Here is a 16,486-nt window from a genome sequence, read left to right on the forward strand (position 1 = left end):
GCGCTAACCCCGCCACCACCAGGCCCGGGCAGCCATACGCTGCCCGGGCTTTTTTATGCCCGCCAATGACTCAATCCTGTGAGCGCACGTTCGGGCCGCACTCTTGTCAGGCCAATGGCCCCATTCTTCCTGCCTTGCATTTTCTTTTTATGGCAGGCCTTGCGATCCTTCAGTCGCTCCCCATTTCTCTACCATGACAGCAAGGGTGAGAGCGCTGTCTGGCGGTAAGCCGAGGGTGTCGTGTGTTGGTTTCGATCTATTCATTAAGGGAATTTCATGGGAAAGAAGATCGCGGTGATCCTGGGCAGTCCGGATCCGGACAGTTTCTGTCGTGCTCTGGCCGATCGCTACGCAGAAAGTGCCGAGCAGGCCGGTAATGAAGTGCGCTACTTTCGGTTGGGTGAAATTGAATTTGATCCGGTGTTGCGCCATGGATACAACCGGCGCCAGGAACTGGAACCCGGACTCCTGGACATTCAGAGCGCGATCACCTGGTCAGAGCATGTGGTGTTGGTGTTCCCGGTGTGGTGGGGCTCCATGCCGGCCATCATGAAAGGCATGTTTGACCGTCTTTTTCTGCCGGGTTATGCCTTCAAGTATCGTGAGAATTCCCAGTTGTGGGACAAGCTTCTGGTTGGCCGGTCGGCACATGTGATCACCACCATGGATACGCCCCCCTGGTATTTCCGGCTGGTGTACCGTAACCCGGCCCACAATCAGATCCGTCGAACCATTCTTGAGTTTGTGGGCATCAAGCCCGTTGAAATAACCGTGCTGGGGCCAGTGAGGGGAGCTTCTGATGGCAAGCGGCAGACATGGCTGGATCGCGTTTCCGCATTTGCGCGAAAGACATAAGCGATGCCTCAGCGACTCAAGGGGCACGACGGCTGTCCATAAAAAAACCGCGCTGATGCGCGGTTTTTTATCGAGCGCTTCAGCGGTTAAAACCGCCCGTTGATACCAAAGCCGAGATTCGACACTTCATCGCCGCTGCGATCCACGGCACGCAGGTATTCCACGCTGAGGAAGATCTGGTTGGTGATGGTGATGTCGGCGCCCAGGCCCAGGGACAGGTCCTTGTAGTTTTCGCCGTCGGAGCCGCCGCCGGGGAAGTTGGCGGTGGTTTCGATGTAGGACACGCCGATCAGGCCGTAGGGGCGGACCGGCAGGGTGTTGGGGAACTGGCCGCGGAAGAAGGCGCCGTAGGAGCGATCGACCTCCACGTCCACGTTGTTGCTCAGTTCGTCCTCACCGATACCCAGGCCCAGGCGCAGTTCGCCACCCAGGGTCTCGTCGCGGTTGATCCAGGTGCCGAATTTGAATTGCAGCACTTCCGGTTTGGCGGAGGCACTGGTGTTGTCCGGCTCGATCTTGCTGCTGACGATATCCAGCCCGGCGTAGCCGCTGGCCTGGGCAAACATGGGCAGGGCCAGGGTCGCGGCTAGCAGTACTTTTTTCATGGTATCTCCCGCTTGAGTCATGTGTATGACGAAGTAATGAAACGGATTGTAGTGAAAAGAAGGCGGTAGGGCGACCGGGGGATCAGGAAGGCGCTGCAGGAGCCTGCCCGCAAGGGGCGCCTGCAGGCAGATTGTTTGCTGTGGGCCGCAATGGGATGACCCCGCGGTGTTGTGAAGGGCGCTACGGCGGTAAAGACGTGTTTGCCTTTATCCGCCGTAGACCGGCAAACAGGAGCGTTATCCCTCCTGAAAGATTGCCGGGTTGGACCAGGGATTAATGCTCGTGGTCATGATCGTGCTCTTCATCCTCGTGATCATGGTCATGGTCTTCACCCTCGTGGTCATGATCATGGTCGTGCTCATCATCGCCATGGGCGGGTTCGCCCGCCAGGCCTACCCAGGCCAGTTTGCCGGGTGTAAACGTCAGGGGCAGAGGATCTTCCCGTTCGCCTTCTTCCAGATGCACCACGACGATGGCGTCATTGCCGGGATCGGCCAGGAAGACGTGGGCGGGCTCCCCCGCAACGGCCATGGCGATCCGGCTGCCGTGGCCAGAGGCCGCAGGAGCGGTGCTGGGGTCGACAGCGTCTTCCACATGGGCATGTTCGCTCCAGTCCGCGGTGTCGAAGATGCGCAGGTCGCCAGCGTCATCCAGAAGAACCAGGTGTTCGCCATGGGGATCGAGACTGTGGTTGTCCAGGGAAACGTCGGCCCCTTCCGTCCAGTCCAGCTCTTCGGCATCGCCATCCTCCGGATGGATGATGAGAATCCGGTCGCCCGCATAGGCCACGAAGTGAGGCAACTCATGGTGGCTGTCAAAGCTGCCGACCCGCTCGCTGCCAGTCAGGCCCAGGGTGGCGTTGTCCACGTGTTGGGCGGTGAAGGTCTCGCCGTCCTGGTGGACGATAAGGATGCCGTCACTGCAGCCGAACACGGAATAGTCTTCATTGGAGCCGGCGCCGTGCAGGCCCGGGCAGTCCAGGTTGACGGTGTCTTCCCGATGATAGTGATCGTTATGCTGGTGATAGATGTCCACCTTTTCCGGCAGGCCGTTGGCCGCGGTGCGGTAGGTCGCCAGCAGAATGTCACCACGGGGTTCGGCGACGCCGTGGTGGGCACTGTCCAGGGTCTGGCTGGCCACACTGCCACCATTTTCCAGGGACGCATCCGTGAGCAGTTCTACTCTGGCCATGATGGCGTTGCCGGCATCGCCATCGTAAAACAGAGCCGCCTGTTCGCCGTGGACCCGGTAGTGGGTGGGGGCGGGCCCGTTCAGGGTGCCAGCCATTGAGGGGGCGTCTTCATGCACATGATCGTCATGGACATAGAGGCCGCCGTCTAGGATCTGCACCTGGTTGGCGCTGCGCTGGGGGGCCAGGACAAATCGCTTGCCGGGGCTGGTGTACAGAGCGCTTGGGGCGCTATTCAGCGACAGGGAGCCGGGAAGCAGGGCCTGCTCTTCCAGATCATACATATAGAGCTGATCGCCGGCGCCATCGCTGGAGGCAATGACCAGGCGGCCCGGGTGGTCACCGTGATCATGGTCGTGATCATGGTCATGGGCGTCTTCACCGCCGCCCAGCGGGGTGCTGCCGGTTTCGTTTTCACAGCCGGCCAGTAGCAGGGCGGCCAGCAGACAGGTCAGCAGGGCCGGACCCCGCTTGGCTGCGTGTTTGAAGCGTTGCATGGTGTTCTCCAATTCGGTTCGCGACCCCGGCGGAATAATGGCGCCGGGGTATGTCGTTTTCACTTAACGATCCAGGCGTCAAAACTCGATACGGGTGCCCACGGTCAGGTTGCGGCCCGGTTCCGGCACGGTGCTGGCCAGGAAGGAGGTGTGGTTGAACACTTCCTCACCGAGCAGGTTGTTGCCGCGCACAAAAAAGGTGTAGCGCTGGTCGCCGCGCAACCGGTAGCTGACGGTGATGTTGGCCATGTCGAAGGAATCGGTACGTTCCTCGAAACCGGCGATCTGGTCCTGGGCGAAGGTGCGGTAGTACTCCAGCTCCGCATCGAAATGGCCCACGTAGGTGTTGAGCCGGGTTCCCAGCCGCTTGGCGGGGATGCGTGGCAGGTAACCGCCGTCATCGAAGGTGGCGCGCACCATGTCGCCGAACACGGTAATGCCAATGGGGTCGACGCCGTAGTAGCTCACCGAGGCTTCGGCACCGGTGAAGGTGGCATCCCGCTGGCTGTACTTGATCAGGCGGAAATCTTCGATCTGGTCCAGGGTGCGGGCGTAGATGTAGTTATTGATGCGGTTCTCGAACACGCCCAGATCAAACAGCCAGTCGCCCTGGGTCTTGCGCAGGTTCAGGTTGGCGTTGAGGCTGATTTCGTCGTCCAGGTCCCGCTGGCCGCCCCCGCAGGCACTGAGAAGACCGCACTCATAGGTGTTGGTGGCCAGGTGCACCCCTTCGGCATACAGCTCCTGGGCGCTGGGGGCGCGCTCGGCGTGGCCCACGGACAGTACCAGCTCATAACCCGGCACGAATGCCCAGTTGGCGGCGGCGGACAGGGAGGTGCTGTCCTGCTTCAGATCCGGTAGCGCTTCGCCGGGACGGTCTTCCGGGCGCAGTCGCTGGCGCTCCTGGCGGGCGCCCAGTTCGAAACGCCATTGATCGTTGAGCCGGTACTCTTCCACCGCAAACAGGGCCAGGGCCCGGCTTTCGGTTTTCGGCACGAAGGCTTCACCCCCCAGGGAGCTGAAGTCAAAGTCGGTGTACTGCATGCCGACCACGCCCCGCCAGTCGCCGATGGGAGCATGTTCCACTTCCAGCCGGGCGTCGCCGCCCCGGTTGCGGAAGGTGGTGCCGATCTCGCCTTCCTCGATTTCATGGTGGCGGTATTCGGTGTGATTGCCGCGAAAGCGGATGGCGGTGATGCCGTCCATGGGGTTGCGGTATTCCCCCCGGGCGTCTACCCGGCGGCTGGCCAGGTCCACGAAGGGGGTAACCTCTTCGCCGTGCTCGTGGTCGTGCTCTTCGTCCGGGCAGGCCAGGCTGTTGCCGCTGACACCGCACTCCTCGAACTCGTGACTGTGGCCGGGCAGGCCGTAGTTGTCACGACGGTAGCTGTAGGCCATGCCGAAGAAGCCCTGGTCACCGATCCAGGAAGCGCCAATGCTGCTGTTGTCGCTTTCCGCGTAGGTGCCGGGCACGGTGAGGCGGTCGAAGCCGTCCACTTCGTAATCATCCGCGTCCCGGCGGCTGCCTTCCACCCGGAACACCAGATGGTCGGTGGCGGAGAAGGTGATGCCGGCGGCGGTGGCGTTTTCATCGGCCACGGTGTTGGCGCGGGCGCCTACGAAGCCTTCCACGTCCTCACGCGGGCGTTCGGTGGGAATACGGCTGTCCAGCACATTCACGACGCCGCCACTGGCACCGCTGCCGTAGAGCAGGGTGGACGGGCCGCGCAGGACTTCGATCTGGCGGGCCAGCATGGGATCCACGGTGACGGTGTGGTCCGGGGAGATCTTGGAAGCATCCAGCACCGCAGAGCCGTCGTTGAGTACGCCCACGCGTGGGCCGCTCTGGCCGCGGATCACCGGCCGGCTGGCGCCGCCACCGAAGGTATCGCTGTGCACACCGGGCTGATTGTTCAGGGTCTCGCCCAGGGTGGCGGCGTTTTTCTGGGTGAGGGTTTGCTGATCCATCACCGAGTACGGGGTGCTGGGGCTGCCGCTGCCCAAAGGCAGGGCCGAGACGTTCACCGTTTCCAGTTCATTGGCGGTGGAAGAATCGGAGCTGTCGGCCTGAACGACCGTTGGGGCCAGCGATGTAGCCAGCGCCACGGCGACGCACCCGGCCAGGGTGTGGCGTCGAGAATTCATAGAAACCTCTGTCTTCACGTTTGAGCGGCCGCGACGCTGGATTCAAGGGGCCTGGTGTCGCGGTCCGGAACGGGTGTCCGACAGCGTTATGCACGCAGGACCATCACGTTGAAGCGTGCGCGGGCTGTCGGATTGAACAAACGGTATCAAGCAGAGGCGGGTGGGCCGCGTGGGGGGTAGGAAAGGTGTTCAAGGGTGCGTCGTACCGGGGCAGCCACAGGGGCTGGGGCCGGTTCGGCGTGCATGGAAACGACGTGAACATAGTGGTTGGGCAGGGCGAGCATGCCCTGGCCGTGGGTACAGATCTGGCAATCCGCAGCGGCCAGCAGCTCCGTGTGGGAATCGTGGGGCTGGGCATCGATGTGAGCGGGCGCATGCCAGGCAAAGAGTAGCTGGGCGCAGAACAGCGCCAGAATCAGTGACAGCGACAGGCCGTGGCGAGCTGGCATCATGATGCGTTCTCCCCCGGGGCGCTGTGCTTTCTGCAGCGGTGCTGTTCCTGACTGGGCTCGGTGCCCGGCACATAGTCAAAACCACCGGGATGCCAGGGGTGGCATTTGCACAAACGCTTCGCTGCCAGCGCGCTGCCGCGCAGGCCGCCATGGACTTCCACCGCCTGTCGGGCATATTCCGAGCAGGTGGGGTAGAAGCGGCATTGGTTGCCGATCCAGGGGCTCAGCAGCTTCTGGTATAACCAGAGCATACCGAGCAGAAGCGATTTCACGGTATCAAGACCTGTGTGGTGTCAACTCAACGGGGCATGATACGGCCAATCCGGTGGCGGATGCTACCTTGATGCGGGAGCAGGCTGATTCTGTCCTTGTAGGAGCCCATGCTTGCATGGCGAACCTCCCCACACCGGTTCGCCATGCAAGCATGGGCTCCTAGGGGCGCCTTGGCCGGTTGTGCCAATTTGTGAGCATGCCCTTGTCTGGCGGCAAGCCGGGTGCATACTGCGCCACGGACATGATTGTGAGGAGTGTGTTGTGAGAGCCATTGTTCTGACGTTGTTGATGTTGACGGCCCCATCCTGGGCGGCGGATTGGGAGCTGAACCATGAAGGTTCGCAGCGGGGTGACGTGACTACCTATGTGCGCGAGGTCTCCGACAGCCCGGTGAAGGCCTTCAAGGGCGTGGTGGAATTGCAGGCCAGCGCCACCTCGGTACTGGCGGTGATCACGGCGGTGGACACCTTCCCGGAGTGGATCTTCCAGAGTCAGGGGGCAGAGCGCCTCAGTATTACGGAAAAAGAGCGCATCCATATGCGTTTCAACGGGATCTGGCCGGTGGCGGACCGGGATGTGGTGCTGGTCAATACACTGACCCAGACCGCTGATGGCGAGATTCATCTGCACAGTGAGAACGCCGAGGGCGTCAAGGACAAGCAGCCGGGCTTCGTGCGTATCCCGGCCCTGGATAACCAGTTTGTGATTACGCCGCTGACGGACGGCTGGGTACGGGTGAAATTCGAGACCTTCGTGGATCCGGGGGGCAATGTGCCGGTGTGGCTGGCGAATCTGGTCTCCACCAAGGCACCCCGGGTGACCCTGGAAGGGTTGAAGGAGCAGCTGGAGAAGCCGCGGTTTGCCAATGCCCGGCGTGAGGATTTGCCGGGGCTGCCGGGGATGGATGCGTTGAGGCTTTGAGTTGAAAGTTTAAAGTTCAAAGTTGAAACGCGAGTAGAGGCAAGAAGTGCTCAAGCAAAAGAGGCCGCGCCCAAACCATGGACGCGGCCTCTTGCGTTTATGAAGCGAAAAACCCACTCCGCGCTTTTCAACTTTGAACTTTAAACTTTCAACTCGCCTTTCATCGACTCCAGCGGGTGCCTTCGCGGGTGTCTTCCAGCTGGATACCGGCGTCGGTGAGTTGCTGGCGGATCTCGTCGGCGCGGGCGAAGTTCTTGTCTTTCTTCGCCTGGGTGCGCTCAGCCACCAGGGCATCGATTTCCTCGTTGCTCAGCCCGTCTTCGCCCGCGTTCTTGTTCTGGAACCAGGCGGTGGGGTCCTCGGTGAGCAGGCCCAGCAAGTCGGCGGCGGCCAGCAGTTCGGCCTTCAGGGCCGGTTTGTCGGCCAGCTCGGCCTTGTTCAGCTCGCCGGCAATGGCGTGCAGGGCGCTGACAGCTTCGGAGGTGTTCAGGTCATCCTTGAGGGCTGCCAGCACAGGGTGGTTGTCCGGCAATTGGTAGCCGGCCTCTGGCTCCACGGTTTCGCCACGGCCGAGCAGGGCGTAGTAGAGCGTATCCAGCCCCTTCTCCGCATTCTCCAGTACGTCGGCGGAGAAGTTCAGCGGTGACCGGTAGTGGCTGGAGAGCAGGGCAAAGCGCAGGATTTCGCCGTGGTATTGGGTAAGCAGATCACGGACCAGACGGAAATTGCCCAGGGACTTGGACATCTTTTCGCCGTCGATGTTGATATAGCCGTTGTGCATCCAGTAGCGCACGTAGTCGGTGCCGTGGGCGCAGCAGCCCTGGGCGATCTCGTTCTCGTGGTGCGGGAAGATCAGATCCTGGCCGCCACCGTGGATATCGATCACGTCACCCAGGTGCTTGTGGATCATGGCGGAGCATTCAATGTGCCAGCCGGGACGGCCACGGCCCCAGGGGGACTCCCAGCCGGGTTGGTCATCGGTAGATGGCTTCCAGAGGATGAAATCACCGGGGTGGCGCTTGTAGTCGGCCACTTCCACCCGCGCTCCGGCGAGCATGTCTTCCAGTTTGCGACCGGAAAGCTTGCCGTAGTCGGGCATGGATTCCACCGCAAACAGCACCTGGCCGTCGGCCTCGTAGGCGTGGCCCTTTTTCACCAGGGTCTCGATCATGGCGATCATTTCGCTGATGTGGTCGGTGGCCTTGGGAATGATGCTCGGGGTTTTCGCATTCAAAGACGCCATGTCTTCGGCGAAGGCGGCCGTGAAGCGTTCGGTGAGGGCACCAATGTCTTCGCCATTTTCCGCCGCGGCCTTGATGATCTTGTCATCAATATCAGTGATGTTGCGGGCATACGCCACCTCCGGGTAGAGGCGCTGCAACAGCCGGTACAGCACATCAAACACCACCACCGGGCGGGCATTGCCGATATGGACGAAGTTATAGACCGTGGGGCCGCACACGTAGAGGGTGATGCGGTTGGGATCCAGCGGAATGAAGTCGTCCTTCTGCCCGGTCAGGGTGTTGTGCAGTTTCAGGCTCATTTTTTGTAAAGCTCTTTCGGATCGATGATCGGCGTCTTGTCGATGGTGACGCTGTCGGCGTCGGCTTTCCAGTAGAAGCAGTCGCGTCGGCCGGTGTGGCAAGCGGGGCCGGTCTGGTCCACTTTCACCAGCACGGTATCCGCGTCGCAATCAATGCGCAGTTCTTTCAGTATCTGCACCTGGCCTGAGGATTCGCCTTTGCGCCAGAGCGTTTTCCGGGAGCGGGAAAAATAGCAGACCCGACCGGTGGCCAGGGTTTCCTCCAGGGCTTCCCGGTTCATCCAGGCCATCATCAGCACTTCGCCGGTGTCATGCTGCTGGGCGATAGCGGCAATCAGGCCGTCGTCGGTGAGCTTCAGGTTGTCCAGGGCCTCTTGCAGCGGTACCTGGAAACCTTCGGGCTGTTGTTCGTTGTCTTTGAACATGACGCCTCCGGGGGCTGAATGCGGCCGTTGGAGCTTTGCTTGCAAAGCGAGGGGGTTACCCTCTATTCGCCTTGCGAGCAAGGCTCCAACGGTGTTTCTTGGCCTCAGATCGGCAGGCGGGTCGCGTTGGCCAGGGCGGTGATGGCGGCGTCCAGGCTTGTCGTGTCGGTGGCCTGGGAGCCCAGGGTCCGGATGGCCACCAATTGCTCGTCCGCTTCTTTTTCACCGATGACCCAGATCTGCGGCACCTTGGCGCGGGAATGCTCGCGGACCTTGAAGCCGATCTTTTCGTTACGCAGGTCCAGTTCCGCCGGGATGCCGGCGGCTTCCAGCTTTTCCTTCACACTGCGGGCGTAGTCATCCGCCGCATTGGTGATGGTGCAGATCGCTACCGGTACCGGTGCCAGCCACAGGGGCAGGTGCCCGGCGGTGGACTCGATCAGGATGCCCAGGAAGCGTTCCAGGGACCCCAGCACCGCACGGTGCAGCATCACCGGACGCTGGCGAGAGCCGTCTTCGGCCACGTATTCCGCGTCCAGGCGCTCGGGCAGCACGAAGTCCACCTGCAGGGTGCCGCACTGCCAGTCACGGCCAATGGCGTCGCGCAGGACAAATTCCAGTTTCGGGCCGTAGAAGGCCCCTTCACCCGGGTTCAGTTCGCATTCCAGCCCCAGGGATTCCACCGCATCGCGCAAGGCGCCTTCGGCCTTGTCCCAGGTCTCGTCGGCACCGGCACGTTTTTCCGGGCGGTCGGAGAACTTGATACGGAAGCTCTCGAAGCCGAAGTCCTTGTAGACCTCCCGCAGCATGGTGATGAACCCGGCGGTTTCTTTGTTGATCTGCCCTTCGGTACAGAAGATGTGGGCATCGTCCTGGCTGAAGGAGCGGGCGCGCATCAGGCCGTGCAGGGCGCCGTGGGCTTCGTTACGGAACAGGGTGGTGAACTCGCCGAGACGAATGGGCAGGTCCCGGTAGCTCTTGATGCCCTGGTTGAAGATCTGCACGTGGCCCGGGCAGTTCATGGGCTTGACCGCCATTTCCCGGTGATCGTGGGTACAGACGGTGAACATGTCATCGCCGTACTTGTCCCAGTGACCGGACTTTTCCCAGAGGATGCGGTCCATCATCTGCGGGGTAGCCACTTCCTGGTAGCCGCCTTTTTCCATCTTGCCGCGGATGTAGTTTTCCAGGTTCTTGCGCATGCGCCAGCCTTTCGGGTGCCAGAACATGCTGCCCACCGCTTCCTGCTGGATATGGAACAGGCCCATTTCCCTGGCCAGTTTGCGGTGGTCACGCTTTTCCGCTTCCTCAAGCTGCTTGAGGTAGGCGTTGAGTTCTTTCTTGTCCCGCCAGGCGGTACCGTAGATACGCTGCAGCTGGGCCTTGGAGGCATCGCCGCGCCAGTAGGCACCGGCCACTTTCATCAGTTTGAAGCCGTCGCCCAGCTTGCTGGTGCTGGGCAGGTGGGGGCCGCGGCACAGGTCGATGAAATCGCCCTGGCGGTAGAGGCTCACTTCCTGGTCGGCGGGCAGGTCGCGGATGATTTCCGCCTTGAATTCCTCACCGGCTTTCAGGAAGAAGTCGATGGCCTCATCCCGGTCCCAGACTTCACGCCGAATTTCCTCGTTGCGACGCACAATTTCCATCATGCGTTTTTCGATGGATTTGAGGTCTTCCGGGGTGAAGGAATCTTCCCGGTAGAAGTCGTAATAAAAGCCGTTTTCGATGGTCGGTCCAATGGTGACCTGGGTTCCCGGGAACAGCTCCTGCACCGCCTCTGCCATGACATGGGCCGCATCGTGGCGGATCAATTCCAGGCCGTCGTCGGTGTCGCGGGTGATGATTTCTACCATGGCGCCATCGTCGATGGGCAGATAAACATCGATCAGCTTGCCATCCACTTTGGCGGCAAGAGCCTGTTTGGCGAGTTTTTTGCTGATACGCTCGGCGATGTCCAGGGCGGACGCCGGCTGATCAAACGCCATGGTTGCCCCGTCGGGCAGTTGATAGCTGACACTCATGAGAGGTAGGAATCCAGATTGGCTCGGAACCGGCAGATGGTAGGGGCTGTTGGGGTTTCATTCAAGTCGCTGCCTGCTGAATGTGGCGGCCAGCAGGGCGCAGGTTGTGCGATATGACAGTGTTGTGGACCGGCGGTATGGGCGTCGGTCGAAAGGGAATAGAGGAAAGCGGCGTTTTTTTGCCTGAAATCCTGGCTCAGCCTATGCTTGCTGGGCAAACACACGATTTTGCTATGGATGACCATTGGGAGCGGGATAGCTCATGAACTCCTTTTTGCCTGACACCACATCGGTGACGGACGAAAATCTGCTGCCGCGCATGTTGCGGGTGGCGCAACATCTCAGCGAGCAGCGGGATGTACCGCGCCTGCTGCAGGTATTGCTGGATGAGGCTCTGTACCTGTGTGAGGCGGATACCGGCTGGGTGTGGCTGTATGCAGATGGCAAGCCTGAGCCGGGTTTGAGCTGCCTGTGTCGCCGGGCCGGTGATGCGTCCCTGCATGAGGAGGCCAGCCTGTTCTGCCCCATGGCGCGCAAAAGCGGCCTGCCGGAACAGTGTTACCAGGACGGCAAGCCCCTGGCGGTGGATCTCTCCCGGAGTGCTCTCAGCGAGGAGGACCGATACTTGCTGGATGCGCTGGCACCGGATGCCGGCGGCTTGCGGCTGTGGCCCCTGCGCAATCATGAGGGCATGGTGATCGGGGTGCTGCAGCTGGCCTATAACCGCTCGCTACCGGCCCGTTTGCACCGGTTGGGCAAGCACAGCGATCTGATCTTCCAGTCCCTGCTGACCTACGCGGGGATTGCCTTGAGCAATCTAAGCCAGGTGCAGGAGCTGAAGGAGCTGCTGGATGCCTTTATCAAGGTGCTGGCCCAGGCCATTGATGCCAAGAGTCCGCACACCAGTGCCCACTGTCAGCGGGTGCCGGTGATTACCGAAATGCTGGCCCAGGCGGCCTGTGAGGATAATGCGGATTTTGCGGACTTTTCCCTGGATGAGGACGGCTGGTACGAATTGCATGTGGCGGCCTGGTTGCACGACTGCGGCAAGCTGGCCACGCCGGACTCGGTGCTGGACAAGTCCACCAAGCTGCACACCCTCCATGACCGTATCGATGAGGTGGCCAGCCGCTTTGCTGCCCTGCGCGGGGAGATCCAGTTTCGCTATGAAAAGGCCTGTTTGCTGGATCCCGCCGACGAGCCAGCCAGCCGTGAACGCATGGAAGCAGAAATCGGTCAGTTGAAGGAGGACCTGGCGTTTCTGGAGCGCATCAATCGGGGCGGAGAAGCCATGGCCGAGGCGGACCAGCAACGGGTGCGGGACATCGCGGCGCGGCGCTGGACCGATGCCTGGGGCCAGAAAAAGCCCCTGCTCACCGACGATGAGGTTTACAACCTGTGTATCCCCCGGGGCACGCTCACTCCGGAAGAGCGGCAAATCATCAATGGCCACATGGATGTGACCCTGGACATGCTCGGGTCACTGCCGTTTCCCCCCAAATTGCGCCAGGTACCGGAATATGCGGGCGGCCACCATGAAAAAATGGATGGCACCGGTTTTCCACTTGGACTCACCCGTGACCAGATGTCGATCCCGGCGCGGATCATGGCCATCGCCGATGTGTTCGAAGCCCTTACCGCCAAGGAACGTCCCTACAAGACACCGCTGAAGCTCAGCGAAGCCCTGGCCATCATGCAGCGAATGCGCGACAACGATCACCTGGATCCGGATCTGTACCGGTTGTTTATTCGCTCCGGGGTGTGGCGTCAGTACGCCGCAAAACATCTGGATCCGGTGCAGCTGGATGTGGAGGATGGCAGTGCTTTTCTGTGATGGGTTTTCTGTAGGAGCGTCGCTGGCGGCGCGATAGCCAGAGCGGCGAAATGTGAGGAGCGAGTTGCGAAAGGCAGACCTGAAAAGCGGTAGGGCCTGCTGATTGTCGCGTCCTGTAATTCGTCACTCGAGACGGAATGTATTGCGCCGCCAGCGACGCGCCTGCGGAAAGACGACCGAATGTTTTCTTGAGGTTTCCTGTGCGTATTACTCTTGCTGTATTGCTCTGCCTGGTGTCATCTGTGTGCCTCGCCAGCGACTGGCTGCTCTCTCTGGAAGGCCAGCGAACCCAGGGGGCGCTGTTGCGTGGCCAGGTGGCAAGTGGGGTGACGGTCAAACTGGGTGACAGGGCGGTACGGACCACACCGGAAGGATTCTTTGCCGTTGGTTTTGGCCGGGATGCCGACCTTGAGCAAGTGTTGACGCTGGAAAAGCAGGGCAAGGCACAGCAAGTGCCGGTAATCCTCAGCAAGCGTGAGTATGATATCCAGCGTATCGAAGGGGTGCCGCAGCGTACCGTGGAGCCGCCACCGGAAGCGGTGCTCCAGCGGATTCGTCGCGAGGTGGCGGAAATCAAAACGGCGCGGGACACGGACTCTGCCCTGCTTGCCTTTCTCAGTGATTTTCAGTGGCCGCTCACGGGCCGTATCAGTGGTGTCTATGGCAGTCAGCGGGTTTACAACGGCAAGCCGGGCCGGCCCCACTATGGTGTGGACGTGGCCCGGCCCACGGGCACTGTGGTGGTGGCTCCTGCGGACGGGGTGGTGACACTGGTGCAGGGCGATAATTACTATTCCGGCGGCACCCTGATCCTGGATCATGGCTACGGGGTTTCCTCCACCATGATCCACCTCAGCGAGGTGCTGGTGGAAAAAGGGCAGGCGGTAAAGCAGGGCGAGCCGGTGGCCAAGGTCGGCGCCTCCGGTCGCGCGACCGGACCGCACCTGGACTGGCGATTGAACTGGTTCGAGGAGAAGCTTGATCCGGTGACGGTGGTGGGGGAGATGGAAAGCAATGAATAGTTAATAATGAATAATTAATAACGTCGCGAAACGGCTTTCCTGTTCTTCAATGTAAGAGGCCGCGCCCATGCTTTGGACGCGGCCTCTTTGCTTGCAGGCGGCACTGTCGCTGGCCTGCGAAACTATTAATTATTCATTATTAACTATTAATTAACTCAACATCTCCACCAATCCCTGACTATTCGTCATCGCCACCCGATTACGGCCAGCGCCTTTGGCTTGGTAGAGGGCCTCGTCAGCCTGTTTCAGGAGTTCGGCGCCATTGCTGGCGCCGTGGTCGGAGCAGGCGACTCCCACGCTGATGGTGACCACCTGGCTGACCCGGGAGCCGCTGTGGGGCAGGCCCAGTTGTTCGACCCGGTTGCGCATCCGCTCCGCAAACACCAGGGCATCATTGAAGCTGGAATCGGTAAGGATGATAACGAATTCCTCGCCACCATAGCGGGCCACAAAGTCCGTGTCGGCCTGCACCATCGAGAGGGGGACATGGGATATTTTCTTCAGGCATTCGTCCCCGGCCGGGTGGCCGTAGGTATCGTTGTACTGTTTGAAAAAATCGATATCGAACAGCAAAAGACTGATGCGTTCCGGGGCATCCGGATTGCCCTGCTTGTGCAGGTGGAACAGGTGATTGAGCCGGGACTCCATGCCTCGCCGGTTGATGCAGCCGGTGAGGCCATCCACGGTGGCCTGGTTTTCCAGTACCAGGTTGGCGGAGTGAAGCTCGTTACGGTGTTGGTAAAGCACGTGCTCGGAGAGGAAGTGCTGGCGCAGCAACCGCTCATACACGTACTGGCCAAACAGGCTCATGCTGGCAAAGGCCAGGGTTACCATGGTCAGGGTGATGGATTCGAACGGGGTCCGCTCCGGATTGGCCAGCAGTGTGGCGACCATGGCGCTGATCATCACGGTGGAACTGAGCAGGGCGGAGTAGAAAGGCACCCGCACGAGGATGCAGATCATGATGATCGACAGGGGCGTATGCAGGAAGAAGGTGTAGGCAAGAGGGTGATCCACATGTACACCCAGATAATTGCCAGTCAGGGCGATGGCAAACGCCAGTGCCAGAGTGGCCGGGTGCAGCCATTCCCGCCACTGGAGTTTGCGGGCAAGAATCACGCAGCCGCCGGCCAGCATCAAGGTGAAGAGTCGGGGCCGCCAGGAATTACTGATCACATCCGTGCCGATCCACGACTCGATCAGCATGGCGGTGGCAATCAGGGTGGAGACCAGGCCCAGCGCCCAGGGTGCGACCTTTGACACACTGGCCAGAAAATACAGGCGAAAGTCTTTTTCCAGCGGCTTTGGCAGACGCAGGTGCCACGGCAGTTTGATGTCACTGCCGGTGGGGAGCGGATTATGTTTCTGGGGGGCGGTCACGGCCGATAGGGCTCCTTTGTGTCCGTGCGTCGATGACGGCCATGTTTCATCATAGAGTATGCCGACTATGGAAAAAAATCACAGGCGGCCAGCGGCACATTGTAAGGACAGAAGGCGATTTGCATTCAGTCCAGCAGAGCCAAAAGTGCCTGTCGCTTACCGGCAGGCAGACGCCGGAAACGTTCCAGCAGGTACGCTTCTTCCTGGCCGTCAGGAATTGCCGGTTCGCCATGGGGCAAGGTGGCGGGCCAATTGCTGAGACTGTGTTGCAAGCGGGCAATGATCTCCGCATTCATGCTTCGATGGCTGAGGCCGGCGGTTTCCGCGACACTGGCCCGCATGCCATTGGGAAATCGAACCACGAACTTCTCGGCTCGCGTGGTTGCGCTGCTTGTCATAGTAACCTCTGAATCACACCTGCGAACAATAAATCAGCCTCTATATACAGGGCGGCTGTTCCAGACAACACGACAGGGTGTAGCGTTAACAGTGCATTAGACCTTACGCATTTTTTTGCCTTTAGGCGATACTGGCAGCTTGCCATTAAGCCTCAAACAGCGACCCGGTTAACACCGAAAACGGTAAAAATTGCTTTTACATTGCAATGTTTTCACGCAGACCTCACGACGTGGCGGGATTTGCCCGGATATTGTCTGCTTTTGGGGCGTAACGCGTTGCCATGTGACACCCCGCATGCCGCGCTATAGAATCCATTTTGGTGATGCTTTCTTAGGTGGCGATTCATATCATGAATATTGGTGCGGCTGACCTGAACCTGCTCAAGTACCTGGATGTGCTGCTGCGCGAGCAGAATGTGACCCGGGCGGCAGAACAACTGGGCATTACCCAGCCCGCCATGAGCAATTCCCTCAAGCGACTGCGGGAATTATTCGGTGATCCCCTGCTGATTCGTACCAGTGACGGCATGACCGCCACGGAACGTGCCCAGGAACTGCGCCCGTTGGTGCGACAGATCCTGTCCCAGGCGGAACAGCTGTTTACCCCGGAGGATGTGTTCCAGCCCTCGGAAAGCCGTCGGGTATTCCGCATCATGACCAGTGACTATGCGGAAGCCACCCTGGTGCCCCATATCGTGCGGCGCCTGCGTGCGGAAGCCCCGCACGTGGTGCTGGACTTCCTGACCCCTTCGGACGTGAGCTACCAGGACATGGAGCAGGGTCGGGTGGACATGGCGGTGAACCGGTTTAACGAGATTCCCGGTTCCTTTCACCAGGTGAGTCTGTGGAAGGATTCCTTTTCCTGTCTGCTGAACCGGGATAACCCCATTGCCGGTGATTTCAATCTGGACAGTTACCTGTCTGC

At 60.5% G+C, this 16,486-nt stretch carries 15 protein-coding genes; 5 read left to right on the plus strand and 10 right to left on the minus strand.

The window, feature by feature from the left end:
• The first annotated feature begins 276 nt into the window (after positions 1–276).
• Complete coding sequence (locus A3714_RS05270) at positions 277–855, plus strand: NAD(P)H-dependent oxidoreductase (protein WP_063509704.1); 579 nt, start codon at positions 277–279, stop codon at positions 853–855.
• An 86-nt stretch (positions 856–941) separates the two neighbouring features.
• Here A3714_RS05270 and A3714_RS05275 read toward each other — a convergent pair whose 3' ends face one another.
• From A3714_RS05275 to yidD, 5 genes are all read right to left on the minus strand, one after another.
• A complete protein-coding gene (locus tag A3714_RS05275; protein ID WP_062815817.1) occupies positions 942–1,460 on the minus strand; it encodes an outer membrane beta-barrel protein in 519 nt (172 codons plus the stop codon).
• Positions 1,461–1,734: 274 nt separating this feature from the next.
• Complete coding sequence (locus A3714_RS05280) at positions 1,735–3,210, minus strand: hypothetical protein (RefSeq protein ID WP_231867827.1); 1,476 nt, start codon at positions 3,208–3,210, stop codon at positions 1,735–1,737.
• A 15-nt stretch (positions 3,211–3,225) separates the two neighbouring features.
• The gene (locus tag A3714_RS05285) at positions 3,226–5,292 is read right to left on the minus strand and encodes a TonB-dependent receptor domain-containing protein (RefSeq protein ID WP_063509706.1); all 2,067 of its coding nucleotides are present in this window, start codon (positions 5,290–5,292) and stop codon (positions 3,226–3,228) included.
• Between the two features lie 146 nt (positions 5,293–5,438).
• Positions 5,439–5,744: a hypothetical protein gene (locus A3714_RS05290; protein WP_063509707.1), complete on the minus strand. Its 306-nt coding sequence runs from the start codon at positions 5,742–5,744 to the stop codon at positions 5,439–5,441.
• Entirely contained in the window at positions 5,741–6,016 is a 276-nt protein-coding gene (gene yidD, locus A3714_RS05295) for a membrane protein insertion efficiency factor YidD (RefSeq protein ID WP_063509708.1), read from the minus strand. Before yidD ends, A3714_RS05290 begins: the two co-directional genes overlap by 4 nt.
• A gap of 262 nt (positions 6,017–6,278) precedes the next feature.
• Here yidD and A3714_RS05300 point away from each other — a divergent pair, with 262 nt between their 5' ends.
• Entirely contained in the window at positions 6,279–6,938 is a 660-nt protein-coding gene (locus A3714_RS05300; RefSeq protein WP_231866121.1) for a hypothetical protein, read from the plus strand.
• Positions 6,939–7,098: 160 nt separating this feature from the next.
• Here A3714_RS05300 and cysS read toward each other — a convergent pair whose 3' ends face one another.
• From cysS to thrS, 3 genes are all read right to left on the minus strand, one after another.
• Entirely contained in the window at positions 7,099–8,481 is a 1,383-nt protein-coding gene (gene cysS, locus A3714_RS05305) for a cysteine--tRNA ligase (RefSeq protein ID WP_063509710.1), read from the minus strand.
• A complete protein-coding gene (hisI, locus tag A3714_RS05310; protein ID WP_062815824.1) occupies positions 8,478–8,906 on the minus strand; it encodes a phosphoribosyl-AMP cyclohydrolase in 429 nt (142 codons plus the stop codon). Before hisI ends, cysS begins: the two co-directional genes overlap by 4 nt.
• A 104-nt stretch (positions 8,907–9,010) precedes the next feature.
• On the minus strand, positions 9,011–10,927 hold the full coding sequence (gene thrS, locus A3714_RS05315; protein ID WP_063508752.1) for a threonine--tRNA ligase: 1,917 nt from the start codon (positions 10,925–10,927) through the stop codon (positions 9,011–9,013).
• A gap of 262 nt (positions 10,928–11,189) precedes the next feature.
• Here thrS and A3714_RS05320 point away from each other — a divergent pair, with 262 nt between their 5' ends.
• Entirely contained in the window at positions 11,190–12,761 is a 1,572-nt protein-coding gene (locus tag A3714_RS05320) for an HD domain-containing phosphohydrolase (RefSeq protein WP_063508751.1), read from the plus strand.
• Between the two features lie 200 nt (positions 12,762–12,961).
• Complete coding sequence (locus tag A3714_RS05325; protein WP_231867828.1) at positions 12,962–13,783, plus strand: M23 family metallopeptidase; 822 nt, start codon at positions 12,962–12,964, stop codon at positions 13,781–13,783.
• A 150-nt stretch (positions 13,784–13,933) separates the two neighbouring features.
• On the opposite strand, the gene A3714_RS05330 is transcribed toward A3714_RS05325, so the two are convergent.
• On the minus strand, positions 13,934–15,163 hold the full coding sequence (locus A3714_RS05330; protein ID WP_063525814.1) for a GGDEF domain-containing protein: 1,230 nt from the start codon (positions 15,161–15,163) through the stop codon (positions 13,934–13,936).
• A 125-nt stretch (positions 15,164–15,288) separates the two neighbouring features.
• On the minus strand, positions 15,289–15,561 hold the full coding sequence (locus A3714_RS05335) for an Arc family DNA-binding protein (protein WP_062815829.1): 273 nt from the start codon (positions 15,559–15,561) through the stop codon (positions 15,289–15,291).
• 350 nt (positions 15,562–15,911) lie between these two features.
• Here A3714_RS05335 and A3714_RS05340 point away from each other — a divergent pair.
• Positions 15,912–16,486: LysR family transcriptional regulator (locus A3714_RS05340; RefSeq protein ID WP_156493830.1), on the plus strand; the 575-nt coding region annotated here is incomplete at its 3' end.

The sequence above is a fragment of the Alcanivorax sp. HI0007 genome (assembly GCF_001635525.1).
Lineage (GTDB): Bacteria > Pseudomonadota > Gammaproteobacteria > Pseudomonadales > Alcanivoracaceae > Alcanivorax.